Origin of the sequence: Micromonospora endophytica, from assembly GCF_003236305.1 — a bacterium.
Lineage (GTDB): Bacteria > Actinomycetota > Actinomycetes > Mycobacteriales > Micromonosporaceae > Micromonospora > Micromonospora endophytica.
In genome coordinates this window covers 27,644-49,659 of record NZ_POTX01000015.1, presented here as the reverse complement: position 1 = coordinate 49,659, position 22,016 = coordinate 27,644, and the positions used below count along the sequence as shown (strand labels likewise).

The 22,016-nt window shown below is 70.8% G+C and carries 21 protein-coding genes and 1 pseudogene; 10 read left to right on the top strand and 12 right to left on the bottom strand.

Annotation, left to right across the window (positions count from 1 at the left end):
• Both C1I93_RS04120 and C1I93_RS04115 read left to right on the top strand, forming a co-directional pair.
• A partial coding sequence (locus C1I93_RS04120; protein WP_181445006.1) for an SAM-dependent methyltransferase occupies positions 1-854 on the top strand: 854 nt, incomplete at its 5' end.
• A 49-nt stretch (positions 855-903) separates the two neighbouring features.
• On the top strand, positions 904-2,085 hold the full coding sequence (locus tag C1I93_RS04115; protein ID WP_181445005.1) for an NADH-quinone oxidoreductase subunit D: 1,182 nt from the start codon (positions 904-906) through the stop codon (positions 2,083-2,085).
• 39 nt (positions 2,086-2,124) lie between these two features.
• Here the strand turns inward: C1I93_RS04115 and C1I93_RS04110 are convergent, their stop codons facing one another.
• The 4 genes and pseudogenes from C1I93_RS04110 to C1I93_RS04095 form a co-directional block, all read right to left on the bottom strand.
• Positions 2,125-4,044, bottom strand: a complete 1,920-nt coding sequence (locus tag C1I93_RS04110) for a hypothetical protein (protein ID WP_181445004.1) — start codon at positions 4,042-4,044, stop codon at positions 2,125-2,127.
• Positions 4,045-4,197: 153 nt separating this feature from the next.
• Positions 4,198-5,372: pseudogene (locus tag C1I93_RS04105) on the bottom strand (glycine betaine ABC transporter substrate-binding protein).
• A 21-nt stretch (positions 5,373-5,393) separates the two neighbouring features.
• Complete coding sequence (locus tag C1I93_RS04100) at positions 5,394-6,116, bottom strand: ABC transporter permease (protein ID WP_111241864.1); 723 nt, start codon at positions 6,114-6,116, stop codon at positions 5,394-5,396.
• A gap of 49 nt (positions 6,117-6,165) precedes the next feature.
• The gene (locus C1I93_RS04095) at positions 6,166-6,852 is read right to left on the bottom strand and encodes an ABC transporter permease (RefSeq protein WP_111241857.1); all 687 of its coding nucleotides are present in this window, start codon (positions 6,850-6,852) and stop codon (positions 6,166-6,168) included.
• Positions 6,853-6,854: 2 nt separating this feature from the next.
• On the opposite strand from C1I93_RS04095, the gene C1I93_RS04090 reads away from it, so the two are divergent.
• Complete coding sequence (locus C1I93_RS04090; RefSeq protein ID WP_111241856.1) at positions 6,855-7,850, top strand: ABC transporter ATP-binding protein; 996 nt, start codon at positions 6,855-6,857, stop codon at positions 7,848-7,850.
• Positions 7,851-7,922: 72 nt separating this feature from the next.
• Here the strand turns inward: C1I93_RS04090 and C1I93_RS04085 are convergent, their stop codons facing one another.
• From C1I93_RS04085 to folP, 7 genes are all read right to left on the bottom strand, one after another.
• Complete coding sequence (locus C1I93_RS04085) at positions 7,923-8,414, bottom strand: hypothetical protein (protein ID WP_111241855.1); 492 nt, start codon at positions 8,412-8,414, stop codon at positions 7,923-7,925.
• Positions 8,415-8,515: 101 nt separating this feature from the next.
• Complete coding sequence (locus C1I93_RS04080; RefSeq protein ID WP_111241854.1) at positions 8,516-8,821, bottom strand: hypothetical protein; 306 nt, start codon at positions 8,819-8,821, stop codon at positions 8,516-8,518.
• A 66-nt stretch (positions 8,822-8,887) separates the two neighbouring features.
• The gene (locus C1I93_RS04075; RefSeq protein ID WP_111241853.1) at positions 8,888-10,105 is read right to left on the bottom strand and encodes an ABC transporter permease; all 1,218 of its coding nucleotides are present in this window, start codon (positions 10,103-10,105) and stop codon (positions 8,888-8,890) included.
• Between the two features lie 201 nt (positions 10,106-10,306).
• Positions 10,307-10,792 carry a DUF3180 domain-containing protein gene (locus tag C1I93_RS04070; protein WP_420811746.1) on the bottom strand — a complete coding sequence of 162 codons (486 nt, stop codon included), beginning with the start codon at positions 10,790-10,792 and terminating at the stop codon, positions 10,307-10,309.
• A gap of 29 nt (positions 10,793-10,821) precedes the next feature.
• Positions 10,822-11,349 carry a 2-amino-4-hydroxy-6-hydroxymethyldihydropteridine diphosphokinase gene (gene folK, locus C1I93_RS04065; protein WP_111241851.1) on the bottom strand — a complete coding sequence of 176 codons (528 nt, stop codon included), beginning with the start codon at positions 11,347-11,349 and terminating at the stop codon, positions 10,822-10,824.
• A complete protein-coding gene (gene folB, locus C1I93_RS04060; RefSeq protein WP_111241850.1) occupies positions 11,346-11,711 on the bottom strand; it encodes a dihydroneopterin aldolase in 366 nt (121 codons plus the stop codon). Before folB ends, folK begins: the two co-directional genes overlap by 4 nt.
• A gap of 4 nt (positions 11,712-11,715) precedes the next feature.
• Positions 11,716-12,660 carry a dihydropteroate synthase gene (gene folP, locus C1I93_RS04055; protein ID WP_111241849.1) on the bottom strand — a complete coding sequence of 315 codons (945 nt, stop codon included), beginning with the start codon at positions 12,658-12,660 and terminating at the stop codon, positions 11,716-11,718.
• Between the two features lie 343 nt (positions 12,661-13,003).
• On the opposite strand from folP, the gene C1I93_RS04050 reads away from it, so the two are divergent.
• From C1I93_RS04050 to C1I93_RS04020, 7 genes are all read left to right on the top strand, one after another.
• Positions 13,004-13,321 carry a hypothetical protein gene (locus C1I93_RS04050; protein WP_111241848.1) on the top strand — a complete coding sequence of 106 codons (318 nt, stop codon included), beginning with the start codon at positions 13,004-13,006 and terminating at the stop codon, positions 13,319-13,321.
• Positions 13,322-13,334: 13 nt separating this feature from the next.
• Complete coding sequence (locus C1I93_RS04045) at positions 13,335-13,697, top strand: hypothetical protein (protein ID WP_111241847.1); 363 nt, start codon at positions 13,335-13,337, stop codon at positions 13,695-13,697.
• Between the two features lie 97 nt (positions 13,698-13,794).
• Entirely contained in the window at positions 13,795-17,064 is a 3,270-nt protein-coding gene (locus C1I93_RS04040; RefSeq protein WP_111241846.1) for an ATP-binding protein, read from the top strand.
• A 1-nt stretch (position 17,065) separates the two neighbouring features.
• A complete protein-coding gene (locus C1I93_RS04035; RefSeq protein WP_111241845.1) occupies positions 17,066-19,018 on the top strand; it encodes a DMT family transporter in 1,953 nt (650 codons plus the stop codon).
• Positions 19,015-19,572 (top strand): hypothetical protein, encoded by a 558-nt coding sequence (locus tag C1I93_RS04030; RefSeq protein ID WP_111241844.1) that lies wholly within the window; start codon positions 19,015-19,017, stop codon positions 19,570-19,572. Before C1I93_RS04035 ends, C1I93_RS04030 begins: the two co-directional genes overlap by 4 nt.
• Positions 19,569-20,744 carry a M23 family metallopeptidase gene (locus tag C1I93_RS04025; protein WP_111241843.1) on the top strand — a complete coding sequence of 392 codons (1,176 nt, stop codon included), beginning with the start codon at positions 19,569-19,571 and terminating at the stop codon, positions 20,742-20,744. Before C1I93_RS04030 ends, C1I93_RS04025 begins: the two co-directional genes overlap by 4 nt.
• A 13-nt stretch (positions 20,745-20,757) precedes the next feature.
• Positions 20,758-21,357: a hypothetical protein gene (locus C1I93_RS04020; protein ID WP_111241863.1), complete on the top strand. Its 600-nt coding sequence runs from the start codon at positions 20,758-20,760 to the stop codon at positions 21,355-21,357.
• 5 nt (positions 21,358-21,362) lie between these two features.
• On the opposite strand, the gene C1I93_RS04015 is transcribed toward C1I93_RS04020, so the two are convergent.
• Complete coding sequence (locus C1I93_RS04015; RefSeq protein ID WP_420811745.1) at positions 21,363-21,929, bottom strand: hypothetical protein; 567 nt, start codon at positions 21,927-21,929, stop codon at positions 21,363-21,365.
• Positions 21,930-22,016 lie beyond the last annotated feature (87 nt).

Sequence of the window (22,016 nt, the reverse complement as noted above, 5' to 3'; positions counted from 1 at the left end):
TCCCCGCACAGATCACCTGGACGGATCAGCTCCCCGCCAGGATCACCGGCCTGCTGCTGGCCACCGAATGGCTCGACAACGTCCCCCTCGACATCGCCACCCACACCGGGTCCGGCTGGCACTACCTCCTGGTCGACCTGACATCAGGCGAGGAGACAGTAGGCGACCCGATCAGCCCCGAGGACGCCACCTGGCTCACCACCTGGTGGCCCACACCCACGCACGACGCCAGCCCTCCTGTGCAGACCGCGACGGACGGCCACGGATCGACCACGTCAGGGTTCCGGGCAGCCCGACCGGCGCAGGGATCAAGCCTGACCGCCCGGAGCCGGTCGGGCTGCCCGGAACCCCCCACCCCAACCACCAGAGCAGAGATCGGGCGCCCACGAGACGAAGCCTGGGCCGAGGCGGTGGGCCACGTCGACCGGGGGCTGGCGTTGGCCGTGGACTACGGACACCTGCGGTCGGATCGGCCGATCGGTGGGACGTTGACCGGGTATCGCAGCGGACGGCAGGTGCCGCCGGTGCCGGACGGGTCCTGCGATGTCACCGCGCACGTCGCAATGGACTCGGTCGCCTCCGCCGGTGAGCGGGTCGCCAGGTGTGCGTACTCCCTCGGCTCTCAGCGGGACGGACTGCGGGCGCTCGGGGCCGACGGCGGGCGACCACCGCTGAGCCTGGCCGCCAGCGACCCGGCCGGTTACGTGCGGGCCCTCGCCGAGGCGTCGGCGGCGGCCGAACTGACCGACCCGGCCGGCCTCGGTGGGCACTTCTGGCTCTGGCAGCCGGTCGGCCTGCCCGCCGAGGGGCGGTGGCCGGAGCGGGCCCCGGCAGCCGGTCCGCGGTCGCGGTGACGCGGACCGGTGCCGCCGTGTCCACGGCCGGGACGGCGTTCATGGCACGATGGCGGACATGACCACGGGCGACCTGCGCGAGTTGACCGTCGGCACCGGTGCCGGGCTGGTGGCGGGCACCGGTGGGGAGCAACTCGGCACCGACATGGTGCTCAACATCGGGCCGCAGCATCCCTCCACACACGGCGTGCTGCGGCTCCGGCTCGTCCTCGACGGTGAGCGGGTGATTTCCGCCGAACCGATCGTCGGATACATGCACCGGGGTGCGGAGAAGCTGTTCGAGGTACGCGACTACCGGCAGATCATCGTGCTGGCCAACCGGCACGACTGGCTCTCGGCCTTCGCCAACGAGCTGGGTGTGGTGCTCGCCGTGGAACGGCTGATGGGCATGGAGGTGCCGGAGCGGGCCACCTGGCTGCGGATGGCCCTGGCCGAGCTGAACCGGGTGCTCAACCACCTGATGTTCCTCGGCTCGTACCCGCTAGAGATCGGCGCGATCACGCCGATGTTCTACGCCTTCCGGGAGCGGGAGACGCTCCAGACGGTGATGGAGGAGGTGTCCGGCGGCCGCATCCACTACATGTTCAACCGGGTCGGCGGGCTGAAGGAGGAGGTCCCCGCCGGCTGGACCGGCCGGGCCCGGACGGCGATCGGCGAGGTCCGCCGCCGGATGCCGGACCTGGACAACCTGATCCGGCGCAACGAGATCTTCCTCGCCCGCACGGTGGGGGTCGGTGTGCTCTCGGCCGCCGACGCCGCCGCGTTCGGTGCCTCCGGCCCGGTCGCCCGGGCCTCCGGGCTGGACCTGGACCTGCGCCGCGACGAGCCGTACCTGGCCTACGACCAGCTCGACGTGCCGGTGGTCACCCGCACCACCGGCGACTGCCACGCCCGCTTCGAGGTGCTGCTGGACCAGGTGTACGCCTCGCTCGACCTGGCCGAGCAGTGCCTGGACCGGGTGGACCGGCTGACCGGTCCGATCAACACCCGGCTGCCGAAAGTGCTCAAGGCACCCGAGGGGCACACCTACGCGTGGACGGAGAATCCGCTCGGCATCAACGGTTACTACCTGGTGTCGCGGGGCGAGAAGACGCCGTGGCGGCTCAAGCTGCGGACCGCGTCGTACGCGAACGTGCAGGCGCTGGCCACCCTGCTCCCCGGCTGCCTGGTACCGGACCTGATCGCCATTCTCGGTTCGATGTTCTTCGTGGTGGGCGACATCGACAAGTGACCCGGCGCGGCGGGCCGCCCGGTGGCCTTGGCCGCCCGGTCAGCGCCAGCGGTTCGAGGCGGCGTCGTGCGGCGGCTGGCCGTAGCCGGGCTCCTCGGTGTGCTGCCGGCGGCGGCCGTACGGCTCGGGTTCCGGCTGCGGGCCCCATGCCCCCTCGGGCGGATACCCGCCGGCCCGCGGCTCCGGCTGGTGTCCGTACGCGGGTTCAGCCTGATGCCCGTACGCCGGGTCCGGCTGATGCCCGTACGCCGCTTCGGCCTGGTGCTCGTACGCCGGGTCCGGCTGGTGTCCGTACGCCGATGCGGGCTGGTGTTGGCGCGCCGGCTCCGGCTGGTACCCGCGTTGGCGGGGTGGCCGCCACTCCTGAGGCACCGGCACCCCACCGGCGGGCAGCGCCGGGCGGTGCTCCGGCTCGTCCCGGCCGTCCCGCCATCCGTCACCGCTGTCAGCACCCCGCCGCGGCTCGTCGCGACGCACACTGGCCCAGCGGTCGGCCATGCGGTATTCGGTGCCGGTGTTGTCGGTGTGCACCTCGGCGCGGCGTTCGCCGACCCGCAGCTCATGCCCTCGATCATCATCACGTACGGTGGCCCACCGGTCACCGGCCCGCATCTGCGCCCAGTACTCGCCTGTGTCGTCCGGCCGCTGTGCACCGGACGAAGCCGGTTCAGCCGGGACGTCCCACTGCTGTTGTCCCCTGTCGTCCCAGCCCGACTCAGCGCGCGGCGCCGCCCAGTCACGATCGTCCCGGTGTCCCGGGTGCTCGTTACGGTGTCCGGGGTACTCGTCGCGGGGTGCCACGCGATCGTCCTGGTACGCCGCGCGGTCAGCTCGGGGTGCCGGGTGCTCGTCCCGTGGCGGGGTCCGCTCGTCGCGATGGCCGGACCAGTGCGGCTCGTTGCGGGCGTCCGGCCGGTGCCGGTCCTCCTCCCGGCCGGGGCCGGACCAGGACCGGTCGTCGTCCCGACGAAAACGCTCCTCCGGTTCGGGCCACGAGCGGTCGTCACGCTCCGCACCGTGGCCGGCCCGTGGCCGCTCCTCCTGCTGCGGCGACCACGGTGCCGCGTACCCCCCGTAACGGCTGCCGGATTCGCCCACCCCACCATCCACGATGGTGTGCCGGGTGGTCACGTGCACGGTTTCGGTGTGCCGGACCATGCCGAGCGGCCGCGGTGCCGGCTCGCCGTGCCGGCTGTCGTGCTCCGAGCGGGCACGGTTGTCGTGCTCAGGCCGAAGCCGGTTGTCGTGCTCGGGGCGGGCACGGTTGTCGTGCTCAGGGCGGGCACGGTTGTCGTGCTCGGGGCGACCGGCTGATCCGTACACCCCGGCGGAGCCGCCGACGGGACGGTCACCGGCAGGACCGGCGGATGCCCGGTCGGCGCCATGCGCTGCGGGGACGCGTTCGCGGTCGGCGGGGTAGGCCGCCTCCGGTTGGTCGTCGTCGTATCCGACGCCGTGGCCCGCGACCGGCGCGGCGGCGTACACCCCGGCCTGCCCGGCCGGCCGCTCGGCGTGGTGCGGCGGCACCTCCGGCCCCGGCGCGGCCACCCGGGCCCGGCCCGCGCCGGGCGTCTCGCCACCGACACCCGGACCGGCGACGCCGGCGTCGACCCGACGGCGCAACCCGGCCAGCGCCTCCTGGACCCGGTTCGCCTCGTCGAGTGCCTGGTTGCCACGCTGGGCAGCAGCGACGATCTCCGCGCGCAGTTCCCGCTGCAACTCGTCGAGTTCGGCGCGCAGGTCCTCGGCGTGACCGACACCACCCTCAGTGCGCAGCGCGATGGAGAGCCCGATCAGCACCACTGCCATGATCGCCAGTACCGCCGCGAACCGCAGCGGGCCGTTACCGTCGGCCACCAGCAGGATCAGCGCCGCCACCGGGGCCAGGGCCACACCGCCCCAGAAGAGCGCGGTGAGGAGTCGCTTGCTACGCGGGTCGGTGGGAACCGGAGCGGGCATGGGTCCGGAGCCTACCGAGAGTTGTGGTGACTGTGAACGGCACTCCGGCAGGCGGCGGGTAGGAGTTTCCTGGCAATCCGGAGCCGACGCTGTGACCAGCGACGACATGGCGCCCCCAGCCGGGTCGGCGGGGGCGCCATGAGTCCGGGCGACTCAGCTCTTGGCGTACGCCGCGTCGGTGGAGAAGACCAAGCCGACGCTAATCGTGCCGTTGCGCAGGCCGGTCTTGGTCAACGGACCGCCCTGATCGAGCGAGGAGAAGGAGCCGACGCCGAGCCCGTAGGTCTTTTCCAGGCCGGGCTTGCAGAACGGCCGTTCCTGGCACTCCGGCGGACCACCCAGCACCGTCGCCGTGCCCGAGCACTTCTCGGCCAGCTCGGACAGCGTTCGCACGCCGTACTTCTCGGCGAACTCCTCGGTCACGGCAAAGGCGTTCTGGCTCTGTGCGGCGGCCGGCGCACCGAAGGTCAGGCCCGCCTTCTCACCGAGCCCGCGCAGCGCGGTGACGGTGGCGTCCACGTCGGGCGAGGAGACCGGATCGGCACCGCTGTTCAGCTTGCCGTTGAGGAACTCGGCCAAAGTGGCGGCGTATTCCGGGACAACCTGGATCTCGCCCTTCTCCAGGGCCGGTTCGTACAGCTCCCGGTTGCCGATCTGCTGGACAGTCACCTGGTAACCGGCCGCAGTCAGCTGGATCTTGTAAAGCTCGGCGATGATCTCGCTCTCGGTGAAGTTCCCCGCTCCGACCGTGAGCCGTCCACCCGGCCCCCGCTCAACCCCGTCGGTGAGCGCGTTGGCGGTGGCGAACTCCTGCGCCGCCGCCTGGGCGCTCTTGCGGTCCTCGTCGACCGCCTTGTTGAGCAGCACCAGCTTCGGGGTGTCGAGCACCGCGGAGACCTTGTCGAGCGCCGCGATGAGCTGCGGCGTGGACGCCTTGCTGTGGATCGCGGGGATCACGTTGTCCGCGTTCTGGAGGGACTTGTCGTCCTCGAGCGCGATCAACTGCTGGCCGGCCACCGGTGCGCACCCGGCGCCCGAGGCGGCCTGCTGCGGCGCCTCCGTGCCGGAGGAGCCAGCCTCGCCACACCCGGCCAGTACGCCGGCTGCGGCGACTGCGCCCACGACCGCGATGGACAGTCTTCTGCCTGCGTGCATCAGCCCGCCTTCCGTGTCCCGGCGCGACCCGTCCGGGCCGGCCGCGTGTCCGACGGGCGATGCCGTTTCCGGCCGCCCGCGACCTCCACCCAACATCCTGACGTCCGGCACCGACAAGTTCTCGCGACCTTCGTCACCGGAACGTCACCTTCCGTCGGCCCGCAGGTGTGCACCTGCCGGCCGACCCGGCCGGTTCAGGAGCCGGTGATGGCGTCCGCCGCGCGCCGCGTGGCGCTGCGTCGGGCCCGGCGCAGCGGTCGCGGGGTGACCAGCCGTTCGACGAACCCGAAGAGCAGTTCCACGCCGAGCGCGAGCCCGGCCACGAGCAGGCCACCGGCGAGGATCTGGCCACCACCCACGGCGATGCTCAGGCCGAAGCCGAGCCGGATGATCTCGCCCAGGCCACCGCCGTTGACGAAGGTCGCCAGGGCCGCCGTGGCGACCACCTGGACCGCGGCGGTGCGGAAACCGGCGGCCAGGTAGGGCACCGCGAGTGGCAACTCGACCCGGCGCAGCACCTGCGGCCCGGTCATGCCCATGCCCCGGGCCGCCTCCCGGGTCTGCGGATCGACCTGCCGCACTCCGGTGTAGGCGTTGGCGAGCAGCGGTGGCACCGCGAACACGGCCAGGGCGACCACCACTGCTGGACGGCCGAAGCCGAGGAAGGTCAACGGAAGGATGGTCAGCAGGGCCAGCGTCGGCACCGCCAGGGTGAGGTTGGAGACGAGCACGACCAGCCCGCCCCCGCGACCGGCGTGCCCCAGCCAGAGCCCGAGCGGCCAGGCCACCAGACAGCCGAGCAGCACGGCGGTGGCCGAGATGGTCACGTGCTCGCCGAGCCGGTCGAGGATGCCACCCGGATTCGTCCAGTTCAACGGGTCGTTGAGCCAGCGCACCGCCTGCTCCACGGGATTCATCTCCACCTCCGGCGGTTGGCGCCGCGGGGATCGCTGGCGGTCCGGCCGCTCATCCGGTCCGCCCGCGCAGCCACGGGGTGAGCAGCCGGCCCACGCCGAGCAGGAGCAGGTCGAGCACCAGGGCCAACAGGACGCAGAGCAGGGTGCCGGTCATGATCTGGGACTTGTAGAAGTTGTTCTGGAAGCCGGCGAAGATGATCTGTCCCAGCCCGCCGCGTCCGATCACCACCCCGACGGTGACCAGCGCCACCGTGGAGACGGTGGCCAGCCGCAGGCCGGTGAGGATGCCGGGCAGGGCCAGTGGCAGCTCCACCCGCAGCAGCCGACCCCAGCGGCCGTACCCCATCCCCTCGGCCGCCTCCCGCACCTCGGCGGGTACCTGATGGAGCCCGGCGACGGTGTTCCGGACGATCACCAGCAACGCGTACAGCACCACCACGCTGAGCACCGTCGCGACGCCGATGCCCAGGTACGGCGCGATGAACGCGAACAGGGCCAGGGACGGGATCGTGTAGAGCGCACCGGTGAATGCGAGAATCGGGCCGGTGAGCGGCCGGAACCAGTACGCCACCACGGCCAGTGGGACGGCGACCAACGCGGCGATCACCACCGCCCGTAGGGTCAGCGTGGTGTGGTCACGCAGCGCCGTCGTCACCGTGTCAGAGTTGTCCCGCAGGTACTGCCAGGAGAACCACGGGTTACCCGGGTCGGCCCGATAGCTCAGGCGGAGGAACATACGTGGACGGTACCCCGGCTGACGGCGACGGTCAGCGCGCGGCGTCGATCACTCTCGACGGCATCGGTAAGCGTTATCCGGACGGCACCGAGGCGGTCCGTGACCTCAGCCTGCACGTCGACGCGGGCGAGCTGGTGGTGCTGATCGGCCCGTCGGGCTGTGGCAAGTCAACGGTGCTGCGGATGATCAACCGATTGATCGAGCCGACGAGCGGTCGGATCCTGCTGGGTGACTCCGACGTGACACAGGCCGATCCGGTACGACTGCGGCGGCAGATCGGCTACGTGATCCAGAACGTCGGGCTGTTTCCCCACCAGACCGTGGCGGCGAACGTCGCCACCGTCCCCCGCCTGCTCGGCTGGTCCCGGGACCGGGCCCGGCAGCGGGTCGGGGAGCTGCTGGAGCTCGTCGGCCTCGACCCGACCCAGTTCGGCCGGCGTTACCCGCACGAACTCTCCGGCGGGCAGCGGCAGCGGGTAGGTGTGGCGCGGGCGCTCGCGGCCGATCCGGTGGTGCTGCTGATGGACGAGCCGTTCTCCGCCGTCGACCCGATCGTGCGGACCCGCCTACAGGAGGAGTTCCTGCGCCTGCAGGCCGAGGTACGCAAGACGATCGTGCTGGTCACCCACGACCTGGACGAGGCCGTCCGGCTCGGCGACCGGATCGCGGTGCTCTCCGAGGGTGGCCAGCTGGAGCAGTACGACAGCCCCACCACTCTGCTCGGTTCCCCCGCCACCCCGTTCGTCCGCGAGTTCGTCGGGGCCGACCGGGGCATCCGACGGCTCGTGGTCACCCCGGTCACCCGGGAGGTGCTCGAACCGCTGCCCGCCGACGCCTCGGTGGAACTGCCGGTGGTGTCGCTGGGTGGCTCGGCGTACGACGCGCTGGCGGTGCTGCTCACCTCGCCCAGCGGGCAGGCCGTGGTCACCGAGGAGGGCAGGCCGGTCGGGTTGCTGCGCCGGGAGCGCATCCTGGCGTTGGCGGAACCGTCCAGCTGAGCCGGAACGTGGAACCGGGCCCGTCCTCGGACAGGCCCGGCCACGGCGGGCGGCGGCGGTGCCGCACCGACGTCAGCGACGGCCCCGGTAGCCACCCAGGGTCGCGATCCCGATGATCCAGCCGGTGAAGATCCCGTACTCCGCGCCGTCGCCGGCGGCCTGGAAGGCGCCGAGCAGCGTCGGGTCGGTGCGGATCAGCGCGGTGAGCAGGGCCGCGAACGCTCCCGCGAAGATGTACGCGGCCCAGCCGGCGAAGAACTGGCTGAGGGTGCCCCGGGCGCGGGCGAGTTGGGAGCCCGGAAGAAGGTAGAGGAAGACGAAGGTCAGGACGACCACGAGGATCGCCTTCAGATCCGCGGCGAAGATCTCCTGGATCGAGTCGGAGGAGTCGAACCGCCAGGCCGGCCAGGCGAGCAGTCTCAGGAACCACCCGCCGGCGCTGTCCGGATCGGTGTTGTCCCGGGCCCAGTCGGCGTACCACGGGCTGCCGAAGACCAGGACGAGCAGAAGTGCCGCGAGGGTGCCGGCACCAGGTGCGGACTTGTAACGATTGGTGAGAGCCATGGCCCGCTAGTTCCCAGCGGATCGACATGGGCAAACGCCAGGCGTGATTTATGGTGCTACGCCGGGCTCGGCCCGATCACGGCCTGATCGACCCGCAGGCGTCAGTGCTTCATCAGGTAGTCGATGAAGGCGGCCCGCAGCAGCGGCGCAGACTCCTCGTAGCCGTGACCGGTCATCTCCCGCCAGAGGGCGGCCGCCTCGTCAATCGTCGGCCCGACCGAGTTCGGCGCTCCGTCCAGCGCGGCAGCCTCGTCCGCGTTCGGCAGGTGCCGCAGCACCGACCAGAAGAACCCCACGTCGCGGCGCTCCCGGGCCAGCGCGAACGCCTGCTCGCGCAGCTCCTCCGTGGAGAGAACGTCCAGTTCCTCGAACGACCGGCCGCCGGAGATCGATGATGTGTCGGTCATGCGCCGAGCCTAACCGCCGAGATCACATCCGGCATGCCGACGGCGCGCCGGGAGTGAGCCGGCAGGTCACCGATCCTCGGCGTCCCAGCTCCGCGAGCCGGCCTCCCACCGTCGACCGCCCCATGGGTCGGCCGCGCCCCCGGACTGCTGGGTCGGCAGCACGGGCGGCCAGTCGCCCACCGGTTCCGGCCGTGGCACGGCCCATCCGCCGGCGTTCGCCGGATCACCACCGGCCGGTGACACCGGCCGCGCGGTGGGCCCCGACGCCGGCCGGCCGTACGCCTCGACGAGTCGGGTGACCACGAGTCCGGCGGCCAGCGCCACACCGCCGACCGCCCAGCGGCTCACCGTCCAGCCGCTGGTCTGCGCGTACGTGAAGAACAGGCCGACCGCGCCGGCCGTCACGAGCGTGCCGAACACGCCGCCCCGCCGACCGAACGCGCTGGTGCCGCCGAGCAGCGCGGCACCCACCGCCAACACCGTCCAGTCCAGGCCGGCGGCCGGGGTCACCGCACCATCAGCCGAGGCGACGAGCACACCGGCGAACATCGCCAGCACTGTGGAGCAGACGTACCCGCCGGTCGTGACGACGGCCGCCGCCACCCCCCGCCGCCGCGCCGGATCGGCGACCGGACGGAACCGGCCCACCAGGCGGCGGATCGGGCCCATCGCGCCGAACAACCCGCCGATGATCGCGATCGCGGCGAACCCGACGAAGAGCTGACCGGCGATGGCGCGCGGATCGTGGTCCCCCTGCACTAGCACCGGCGCGGAACGCTGCTCGACGTAGACGATCACGCCAGCGGCACCACCCAGGCTGGCCGCCCAGCCCGGCACGTGCAGCACCACGACCACCAACCCCAGCAGCAGCCCGCCGAGCGCGGCGACCGCGGCGGCCATACCGACGGCCACGACCAGACCCCGGTCACCCTGTTCGGCGAAGTGCAGCCCGGCCGCGACCGCCACCGGCCCGATCGCCAGGTTCACCGCCGCGGTACGCAGACTCAGCCCGGCGGCCATCACCAGCAGACCGAGACCGACCACGTCGAGGATGAGGTCGCGTAGGCCGTTGCCCCGCAGCGCCGCCGGATCCTCCCGCCAGAGCAAATACACCAGGGCGCCGAAGCCGAGCAGGAGCAGGGTCTCCCAGACCACGTGGACGCCGAACCGGTCCGGACCCGACTCACCGCTGCGGGAGTCGTCCACTACGGTGTCCGCCCCGCCGGCCGGTACGCCGGAGGTCGGCTCCGCCGATCCGCTCCGGCCCGGTTCGTCGTACCCCATGAATCCTGCCTTCCAGCGGCCGCCCGGACTGCACCGACGCGCGGGCGGACCGGCGGCGGCCGTTGCCTCCCGGTCGCAGGCACCGTACCCGCGCTCCCAGCCGGGCGTAACCCCCGTCGATCGGGTGCCGGAGAGTCGGTAGGCGTCAGGAAGCTCCCGGACCGAGGTGGCGCGGCAAGCGCCAGCAGTACGGCCCAGGCGCTAACGCCGGCCCGGACGGGTTTCCCGGTCGTCTGGCTCCTGCTCGTCCTCCGGCCGCTCCGGAACCCGGCAGGACCGCTCCAGCCAGAGCGCAGCAGCCACCAGGGCGACCGAGGCCAGCAGACCCGCGATGGCGGCCGGGCGGTCCTCACCTGCCGCCCGCGTGGTCTGCACGAACAACCAGCCGGTCAATCCCGCGTAGAAGCCGGCGAAGATCGCCCCAACCAGGGCGGACGCCTTGGCGAGCACGACGAACCGGGCCACCATCAGCGGGTTCACCGGGTCACGGCCAGGCCGCCGCTCGATCCGCCCCCGGGTGTTGATCGCGGCGTAGGCCTCCAGCACCGCGAGACCGGCCAGGGTGATCACCGGGAGCCAGGGCAGCGCGGGCATCCGGTTGTAGTAGAGACTGCTGATCAGCAACCAGGCGGCCGCCGCCGTGGCCAGGGCGGTCACCACCAGGGTCGAAATGCGGGTCGGTCCCATCCGCGGCCCGTCGGGAGGTGGGGACTGCGTCATGCTCCCGACTCTAACCGCAGATCCGGCCGTGGGCGCAGTTCCGCGACCTCGGCCGCAGCCGGGCCGCAGGTCAGCAGATCGGTCAGCCGACCATGTCCCGGCAGTTGACCGTAGGGCTGGATGTCGATCCACGGCCGGAGCACGAAGGCCCGCAGATGCGCCCGCGGATGTGGCAGTGTCAACTCCGGGTCGTCGCTGAGCACCTGTCGATCGTCGTCGGCCCACACCGCGATGACATCGACGTCGAGGGTACGGGGCCCGAAGCGCCGCTGCGGGTCCCGGACCCGGCCCGCGGTGTGCTCCGCCGCCCTTGCCCGGGCCAACCAGTCGTACGGGCCGGCCGCAGGGTCCACGGCCAACAGCACCGCGTTCAGGTACGCGGGCTGCTCGACGTCCCCCCACGGTGGCGTCTCGTACACCCCCGAGACCATCAGCACACTCTCGCCGAACGTCGCCAAGGCGGTCCGGAGGTGACCGAGCCGGTCACCGAGGTTGCTGCCGAGCGAGAGCAGGGCGCGGGTCATCGGGTCCGGGTCCGGCGCATCGTGACGGCCACGTCGGTGAAGGCGTGCGGCACCGGCGCCTCGGGCTTGTGCACGGTGACCGTCGCGCCGTGCACCCGGGGATCAGCCAGGCAGACCTCGACCAGCCGGTCGGCGAGAGTCTCGATCAGATTGACCGGCTCTCCGGTCACCACCGCGACCAGGCGGTCGGCCAGCTCGCCGTAGTGCACCGTGTCCGCCACGTCGTCGGAGCGGGCGGCCGGACTGAGATCCAACTCCAGTACGGCGTCCACGACGAACTCCTGCCCCTGGGCGCGTTCGAAGTCGTACACCCCGTGCCGGCCGTACGCCCGCAGGCCGGTCAACTCGATCCGGTCGGTCACCGGCTTACCTCCCGTCGACAGGCTGTTCGGCACCGCTGGCGGTGGCGGGGACCGGCGCGCCTGGCCCGGGCGACCCGGCTGGCCCGGGCGACGCGGCTGGCCCGGGCGGCCAGGTCAGCTTCGGGCGGCCGGTGGCCTGCCAGACAGCGAGTGCGTCGACTGTCGCCCGCACGTCGTGCACGCGCACGCCCCAGGCACCGGCGGCGACCGCGAGCACGCTTGTCGCGACGGTGGCCATCTCGCGGTCGGCGGTCGGGCGTGGCGTGCCGTCCGGTCCGGCCAGCAACAGACCGAGGTACGACTTGCGGCTCGCCGCGAAGAGCAGCGGATAGCCCAACTGCAGCAGCTCCGGCAGCCGGGCGCTGAGCTGCCAGTTGTGTGCCGCCGTCTTGGCGAAGCCGAGGCCCGGGTCGATGATGATGCGGTCCGCAGCCACCCCGGCGGCGAGCGCCGCCGACACCCGCTTGTCGAGTTCGGCTCGGACGTCGGCCACGACGTCGCGGTAACTGGCCAGCTCGCTCATCTGTCGGGAATGGCCCCGCCAGTGCATCAGCACCCAGGGACAGCCGGCGTCGCGGACCACCCGTGCCATGTCCGGATCGGCCAGCCCACCGGAGACGTCGTTCACCACCACCGCACCGGCCGCAAGGGCGGCCTCGGCGACCCGGGCGCGGGTGGTGTCGATGCTCACCGGTACGCCGGCCGAGGTCAGCGCACGGACCACCGGCAGCACCCGGGCACTCTCGATGTCGGCGTCGACCCGATCGGCGCCGGGCCGGGTCGACTCTCCACCCACATCCACCAACCCGGCACCGTCGGCACGGAGCCGGACTCCATGTGCGACGGCCGCGTCGACGTCCGCGTACCGCCCACCGTCGGAGAACGAATCGGGCGTCACATTCAGGACACCCATCACCACCGGGGCCGGAGCCCGTACCAGATCCGTCACGACTAGACCGTACCGGTCTACAGGGCGGCGTCGATCAGCCCGGGCTGAAGGGCCCTGACATGGCAATTGGAACAGGTGTACGATCGGTCGTCCGGGCCGATTCGGGCAGCCTCTTCGCGGCTTGTCGCAAAGAGGGGCGGCCCGTACGCTGTGGAATTGCCCGGCATCGAGATGGCGACGCGGTTAGGGAGGGCCGAAGCGGGAGAATCCACCCAAAAATCGCCACTTTCAGTGGCGGATGCTGTACGCAGCGTCTCGCGCGCTGCGCCGAGTGAGCACCATCCCGTCAGGCTTGCCTACTGCACCACCGCGGCGCCGCCGGCCGCGACTTGGGGAGGTTCCAGTGATCGCCATCGAGCTGATGGAAACGGCGTCCACGAACGCCCTCCACCTGCTCTCCACTGTGGCGTCGTCGATCCCACTCGCCGCCGAGGAACCAAAGGGGATCAACACAGAGGGCGTCGTCACCTTCTTCGCCAGCAAGATCGCTCCGATCCTACTGGCCGTGCTGGGCGTCATCTTCATCGGTCGCGCCAGCCGGGGAGAGATTTCGAAGGTGCTGACCAGCTCCGCGATCGCGATCGTCGGCCTGGCCTTCATCGCCGGGGCCGCCACCCTCTTCTTCATCGGCGACTTCCTGATCAACCTGATCTTCCAGTAGGCGCGGGCACGAGATGCGGCTGCGCACTGACGACGACATCTACCGGGCCCGCCTGGTCTACCTCGGGCCGCCCGGCTACACCCTTCCGGTCCACCTGCCGTACGCCCAGTACGGCCTGTTCATCCTGCTCGTTCCCCTCTACATGTTCATCCACTGGCTGTTCACGATGCAGGTCGAACTCTTCCCCGCCTGGGAGATCGCGCTCGCCATCGTGACCACCTCGTTCGTCTTCCGGTACGTCGACCCGGATCGGCCCGCGCGCATGGTGATCCGCACCGCGCTAACCGACTGGCGACGCACCCGGGAGCCGGCCGCCGAACAGCGCGACCCGCGCCTGGTCGGCAGCGGGATCAGGATCCGGGAGGAACTGGCATGACCGGCTGCACGTCGTACGGGCCGCGCAGAGGGTTGGCGCGAAACCCCGACAAGCACTGTCGCCCGACATCGCCCACTGGCGCGGGCAGGGCGATCTCATGAGCCGCTCCTCCACGCCGGGATCCCCGGCCGGACACCCGGCCGCACCACACGGTAACCGTGCGCGTTCGTTCGACTACCCGCAATCCGACGAGGCTGACGACGGCTCCCTCGATCCGGCGCTCGCCGCCAGTCCCGGCCACGGCAGCGTCGGCGTCTTCCAGGCACCCCGTCCGGCCCAACGCCGAGCGGCAGAGCCCGGGCCGGCGCGCGACAACGCCGACATCGACTCGCCCTTCCTGGACCTGTTCGGTGGGGCGTACCCCCGTCAGGGCGCCGCCCAGCGGCCCAACGGCCTACCGGCGCGGGCCCTGCCGCAGCAGCCCGCCGCGCCCGGACCGGCACCACTGACCCGCCGGCCGGCCCCGCCCGCGCCACCCGCCGCGGCCGCGCAACCCGCGGTCACCGCGCCGCCCGCACCAGCCAGCCGGCCGGTTGACGAGCCTGCCGCGACCGCCGGTCCGGGCACGCCGCCCTCCTTCCGTACACCGGCACCGTCTCCGGTTCCGGCGCCCACGCCCGTGGCCCCGGGGCCGGGTGCTCGGCCGCCTGCCGCCGAACCGACTCCCGAGGGCGGCCGGACGGCCGGCCCGCCGGCCCGGGCACCGGAAAAGACCACCGCCGCTCGCGCCACCACGCCGCCCCGGCAGCGTGCGGTCGACCGCCGCGACCGGCCGATCAAGCCCACCCGGGTCCGCCCACCGAAGATCAAGTTCGGGGATCGTGACCCCGCTGTCGAACTGGCCATCACCGAGATCGCCGGACACCTGACCTTCACCCCCAACACCGTCACCGCCTGGTACTGGCTACCCGAGGTGCGCTGGGCCTTCCGGCCAGATGCGGAACGCGAGGCACTGCTCTCGGCGATCTCGGAGCAGTACGCCGGCCTCGCCGGCTTCCGACTGCACCTGCGCCGCACCACCCGGCCCTTCCCGGCCGACGAGTGGGCCCGCACCATCGACACCAACACCGCCACGCCGCTGCCCGACGTGCCGGGCACGACCAGTTGGGCCGACCACCTGGTGGCCGCACAGCGGCACCTGCTCTCGGTGAACCACGCCGAGGGCCAGACCTATCTCGGGGTCACCTTCGCCCGCCGATCACTCGGCGACTCGCTCACCGAGCGGCTGCTACGCACCTTCGGTCGAGGTGTCGCCGAGGGTGAGCGACGCAAGCTGGGCCGCACCGTCGAGCAGTTCGACGAGGTGCTTGGCGCGTTCGGCATGCGCGGCCGACGCGTCACCGCCGATGAACTGGAATGGCTGCTCTACCGGTCGGTGGCGCTCTGCATGGCGCCACCCGGGGCGCTCTCTCCCATCACCGACGGGCGTTGGGAACGCGGTGACCTGCTCGCCCTCACCGAGCAGGTGGAGCGCTACCGCACTCCCTACGGCTCGACGGTCAAGCTGGTCAACCGGATGACCGGCGAGGAACGACACGTGGCGGTGCTCGCCGTGGGCCGGATGGAGCCGCTGGAGATCCCCGAGCGCCACGAGCCCTGGCTGCACTTCCACGAGCGACTGCCCTGGCCGATGGAACTCTCCACCCGGGTCGACATCCTCGGCTCCGGTGACTCCTTCCGCAATCTCGAACACCGACTGCGGATGATCAGATCGCAGCAGCTCGACTACGCCGAACACGGCATCGACGCGCCGCCGGAGTTGGAGCGGCTGGCCAAGCGGGCGCTGGTGATCGGCGACGAGATGACGACCGGCCTGCCTGTCGACTCCGCCCGAGCCCACGGCTGGCACCGGATCGCGGTGGGTGGGCGCACCCGGGAGGAGTGCCTGGAACGGGCCCGCCGGTTGATCCAGCTGTACTCCCGCGAGCTGCGCATCTCGCTGCAACACCCGAAGAACCAGGACTGGCTGGCCCGGGAGTTCATCCCCGGTGAACCGATCGCCAACACCGGCTACGTCCGACGCATGCCGGTCCCCCTGCTGGCGGCGGCGCTGCCGCAGGCCGCGTCCACTGTCGGTGACCGCCGCGGCGACCTGATCGGCCGCACGGCCGGCACCTGCCGGCGGCCGGTCTTCCTCGACCTGCACTTCCCCATGGAGGTCCGGGAACGCTCCGGCCTCGCGGTCTTCGTGGCCGAACCGGGTGGCGGCAAGTCGACGCTGCTCGGCGCGCTGGGCTACCTGGCCGCCCGACGCGGCGTACAGGTGACCCTGCTCGACCCCTCCGGCCCGCTAGCCCGGCTCTGTGCGATGCCGGAGTTGCGACCGTACTCCCGCGTGCTGAACCTGACCGGCTCCGAACACGGCACGCTGGCACCGTACTCGCTGATCCCGACGCCGCTGCGCAGCGAGTTCGTGGCGGGGCCCAGCGGGGACCGGGAATTCGAGATCGCGGTCTCCAACGCTCGAGCCGAGCGGCGGATGCTGGTCCAGGACATCTGCATGATGCTGGTACCGCCCCAGGTCGCCCGCGAGGCCTCGACCGCCACCCTGTTCCGGCACGCCGTACGCCAGGTGCCCGCCGAAGAGACCTCCACCCTTGACGACGTGGTGAGTTGTCTCGGCAGGCTCGACGACGACACCGGCCGGGAACTGGCGAATCTGCTGCTGGACACTGCGGAGATGCCGCTGGCCATGCTCTTCTTCGGCCGCCCACCGGACGGGTTGCTCGGCCCGGACGCGGCACTCACGGTGATCACCATGGCAGGTCTCCGGCTGCCCGACCTGAAGATCGAACGCGAGTACTGGTCGGCGGAGGAGTCACTCGCCCTGCCGATGCTGCACACCGCACACCGGCTGGCGGTACGTCGCTGTTACGGCGGCTCGATGTCGTCACGCAAGCTGGTCGGGTTGGACGAGGCGCACTTCATGGAGGGATGGCGCTCCGGCCGATCCTTCCTCGTCCGCCTCGCTCGTGACTCCCGCAAGTGGAACCTCGCCGCGCTTGTCGCCTCCCAGAACCCACGCGACATCCTCGGCCTCGACGTGCAGAACCTGGTCTCGACCGTTTTCGTCGGCCGGATCGCCGAAGACGCCGAGATCGCCTCCGAGGCGCTGCGGCTGCTGCGCGTACCGGTGGACGACGGGTACGAGGCGACCCTCGCCTCCCTCTCCACCGCCGACGCGACCTCCGCCCACCGGCTCGGCTTCCGTGAGTTCGTCATGCGCGACGTCGACGGTCGGGTGCAGAAAGTACGCGTCGACGTTTCCTACGTGGACGGCTTGCTGGATCATCTCGACACCACCCCCGCCGCCATCGCCGCCGCTGCCGGGGTGTTGCCGACCGTGCTGCCTGACATGGAGGCGTGACATGGTGAGGGCCCGGGTACGGATCACGGCGTTCCTCCTGGCCCTCGGCGTCCTCGCCGCGGCCACCATCGGATGGCCCGGACTCACCAGCACACCGGCGTACGCCGCCCCGCTGGCGTACCAGTCCTCCGCCGAACTCTGCACGACCCAGGAATGGCAAGTCGACTTCCGCGCCTGCGTCGCGAAACTCCAGAAGGTGGCAGAATCTGAGGCAACCTGCCTCAAACCACCGACACCGACCGCACCAGACTCCGGCATCGCTGGCTGGTTTGCATCACGCCCTGAGGCATCTAAGCTACCCGGCCCGAAGGGCTACTACAGCGACTACGGCTATGCCGGCTACAGCTACACCACGTACAAGATCGAGTCAGGATGCGCGACAACCCTGCTGCATCCGGACTACAAGTTCACCAACACGATCGCCAACGGCGAGTTCATGATCGCCACGGCGATCATCGGTGCCTCCAACGCTCTGCGGGAGCGTGCCTGGGAACCGGGCACGATGTGGGGCTGGGCGGATCCGCTCGTGGATCAGGCGACCAAGGCGATCTACCAGAAGGTGTTCAGCGTCTTCGGCATTGTCACGCTCGGCGTCGTCGGTCTCTACCTGCTCTGGCGCTCCCGTCAGTCCGACATGAGCACGGCGATGACCACGGCAGGCTGGGCGTTGGTGGTGATGGTGGCGGTCACCGCGTTGGCCGCGTGGCCGGTCAAGTCGGCCAACCTCGCCGACGATGCCCTCGTCTCCACACTCGGCGTCGTACATGACGCGGTCGGACCAGCAGCCAGGGACGTTCCGCCCGGCCGCTGTGCCATGCCCAACCCGGACGCCTGCACGGACAAGCGCCCGCCAGCGGTCCGAGCCAGCGACACCGCCGCCGAGTCGATGCTCTACCGGAACTGGCTACGTGGTGTGCTCGGCTCAGCCGACAGCGAAACCGCCCGCAAGTACGGGGCGGCGCTCTACGACGCCAAGTCGCTCTCATGGGGCGAGGCAGAGAGAATTCGGACCAGTCCTGAGACCCGTGATGCCACCATCAACGCCAAGAAGCAGCAGTGGATGACGGTCGCGCAACAAATTGAGCGGGAGGATCCGGAAGCCTACGAGTACCTGCAGGGCGTCCGGGACATGGACCGGGTCGGCGCGGGCTTCATCGCGGTGCTCGCCGCCCTGCTCTTCGCGATGTTCGACCTGACCGCCTCGCTGCTCGTGCTGCTGGGCTTCCTGATCTTCCGGTGGGCGGTGATCGCCGCACCGATCCTGGGCACCATCGGTCTGCTCCGACCGGCAAGTGCTGGCCTGCGCCGGCTGGGCAACGCGGTGATCGCCGCCCTCTTCAACATCGCGATTTTCGGTACCGGCGCGGCGATCTACCTCTTCGCGGTGGACCTCATCATGAGCACACCCACCCTGGCGGGCTGGCTCCAGGTGGTACTGGTCTGGCTGTGTGGAGTAGTCGGCTGGCTGCTGCTACGTCCCTACCGACGGATCACCCAACTTGGCGGCAAGGACAGCAGCGCGGCAGTCAGCTCGGCCGGTTCCTGGCATCGGCGCTTCTTCCGGGACATGCGGACCGCAGCCAGGCTCGACGCCGCCGAGCCCGGCGGCACCACCGAGCCCAGTATGGGCCGGCGTCGGACGGTCGTGGTCGAGCAGCCGAGAATGCGTCCGGAGGCCCGCCCGGACCCGGTGCCAACGAGCACACCGGCCGGGCCGAAGCGTCCCGAACCGGAGCGCCCGGACGGCCGGGAGGCAAGCGATGCGTCCGGCCCGCCGGAGGAGCGACGCCGTGAAGCCCGCCCCGTCGCGCCCCGACCACGCCGCCGACAGCCCGCCGCGTGGACCGAGCCGGACGTGCCGGACGAGAACCCGTCCTTTGTCATCTACCGTCCAGGCTCAGCGGAGCGGGCCCCCGAGAAGCCGGCACCTCGAATCCGATCCGAGGCCCGGTGACCGCCGTGCGGCGTGCCATCGAATTCCTGTTCAGCCGGTTGCTGCGATCGCGGTTGGGACTGGCCGTCGGCATCGCGGTGCTGGTGCTCGGCGTGGTCGGCGCGGCCCGGCTGGTCGCTGGACCCGACGATCCGTCAGCCGGGCTGAGTAACCGGCCAGTTGAGCCGATCACCACGGTCGACCCGACCACGGGGGACGACGGCGCGATCTCGACCACGGTTACCCCATCGCCGGTCACCCGGTCCGGCGAGGCAGGGCCCGAGAAGGTCGCGGAACGTTTTGCGGCGGCCTGGCTCGGCCGGCCCGATCTCGCCGCCGAGCGCTGGCACGAGGAGTTACGTCCGCTCTCGACGGCCAACCTCATCGACAAGCTCTCCGGTGCTGATCCGACCGGTGTGCCAGCCGGCGAAATGACGGACGAGGTGACCGTGCAGGCCCGCAGTGAGAATTTCGTGGAGGCCCTGATCCCGCTCGACACCGGGCGGCTCCGGCTCGAACTTGTGGCACCGGACGGACGTTGGCTGGTCGACGCCGTGGACTGGGAGCAGGGATGAGTAGTGCCGATACCGAACCTCGTCGCCGCCCGGTCCGGGTAGGCGCCCTCGCCGCCGCCCTGACGGCGGCGCTGGCGTTTCTCTGTTGCACCGGTGGTACTGGCGCGTTCTTCCTCACCGAGCTCGGGGGCGACGCCGCCGAGCATCAGCTGACGCCGGCCAGCGTCGAGTGCACGGGCGACTTCGATGTCGACGTGACGGGAACCATGCCCCGCTTCAGCCAGTATGGGGAGCGGCAGCTTCGTAACGCCGCCGTGATCATCAAGGTCGGTCAAGAGATGAAGGTGCCGCCCCGCGGCTGGGTCATCGCCGTGGCAACCGCCATGCAGGAGTCACGACTGCTCAATCTCGCGAACCGCACGGTCGCCGAGTCGCGGAACATTCCGCACGAGGGCGTGGGCGCCGACCATGATTCGCTCGGCCTGTTCCAGCAACGTCCGTCGTGGGGCAGCATCGCCCAGCGGATGACCCCCGAGTACGCGGCCCGCAAGTTCTACGAAAAACTCGTCGAGGTGTCCGGCTGGGAGAAGCTGCCACTGACCGTGGCCGCCCAGCGGGTGCAGATCAGCGCTTTCCCCGACGCCTACGCCAAGCATGAGGAACTGGCCGCCCGGATCGTCGACGCGCTGGCCGGCGGCGCCGCCCGAACCGCCCTGATCGCCGGAGAACAGGTATGCGACGCCGCCGCGTCCGGTGAGATCGCCGCCTCCGGATGGACCGCGCCGATTCCCGGCGGCGTCGGGTCCGGTTTCCGGACCGCCAGTCGCCCGGCACACAACGGGGTGGACATCGCCGCCCCGAAAGGCACGCTCATCCGGGTCGCGGCGACCGGCCGGGTCCTGGTATCCCGGTGCGACCCCGATCGGAGCGGTCGACACAGTTGCGACGTGGATGGCTGGCCGGGCAAGGGCGGCTGCGGCTGGTTCGTCGATGTCCTGCATGCCCAGGACATCGTCACCCGCTACTGTCACATGGTGAGTCGTCCCCGAGTCGCCGTTGGTGACACCGTGGAAGCCGGTCAGGTGATCGGTGAGGTGGGCAGCAGCGGCAACTCCTCCGGGCCGCACCTGCACTTCGAGGTGCACACCGATGGCGACCGCAGCAGCCGGAGCGCGATAGATCCAGTGCCCTTCATGCAGTCTAAGGGCGCACCGTTGAAGCGTGCCGGGTGAGCCGAACCGCCTCATGACCGAGCCACTTCCCGATCCATTCGCCGACCAGCCGGACTGGGCCCCGCAGCCACCGCGCCCGATCGAGGTCCTTCCAGCGGCCGGCCGAGTGGAGCTTCGCGGGCGGCGGGTGCTCGTGGGGCTACCCGGCCTCGGGTGGCGGGGTGACCTGCGAGCCGACGAGCGGGTGGTGCAGAACAGCCGCACCTACGTACCGGTCATCCCCGAGCACGAGTGGTACCGCGCCGAATCCGACCAGGTCGAGGTCTTCGCGCCACTGGTGCCGGTCGAACGGGTCTGGGTCGAAACGGTGGGCTCTCGGACGCCCACGACAGCGCCTGAGGGGAGCAGCATCCGACTCGTCTCACTCGACGCACCGGCACATCGGGTGCCGACACCGGTCTTCGAGGCCGACTCGGTGGTGGGCCGGCGGGTGGTCCACATGGTCGACGCAGTCGAACACCGCGATCTACGGGCCGTGACCGAGACCTATTCGGGTGCAGAGGGCGACATCTGCGTACGGATCACGCCGGAGATGGAGTGGTACCGCTGGGCCTGGCGCGGCCAGACGCCAACCACGCTGGAAGTACCTGTCCATCTCCTGTGGATGGAATGAACTGATTAGTCAGCCCGGGCCGCAGCGCACACCCGCCAGTCTTCGCCCAATCGGGTGGTAAATTTCCACGCCTGCCGGTCCGTCTGTCGAATACCATCGATCTGAGCCGAGAACGTAAGGTCGACTCGCACGTCGGCGTAGTCGTCGTGGCGATCAACGTGAAACTCTTCCCAACTGACCCATATTCTGGCCCCGAAGCGCTGTTCGCGAACCGCTAGGTCGCTTCTAAGCAATTCAAGCTGGCCAAGTTGAGCACTGCCGTCGCAGACGAAAAGATTCCCCCGGACATCGTTATGGTCCACAAGAAAGGCGCGCAAGTAGTTATCGACAACTACCGCTGGTGTGCTGCGGTCGGGGGTGGTGGCGCGGTCGTACAGAAGGTAGCCGACCACTCCGCCGCCCAGGCACAGTGCCGCAAGTGTTCCGGCGATCACGGTCAGCACCGTACGGAGCCGCCGGCGGGGCCGTTGCGGTACTGGTGCGACCGCAGGCGGGGCCAACTCCTCCGGGGGTGTCCGTTGTGCCGGTACACGGGACACCTGGGAACCGGCGGGGGGCGGCACTGATTCCACCCCCTGAGGCTATCGGTTGGACGCCGTCGACCCAATGCCCCAGTTTCAGCAGATCGTGACGAACCACTGCCGATCGGTGAGATCCAC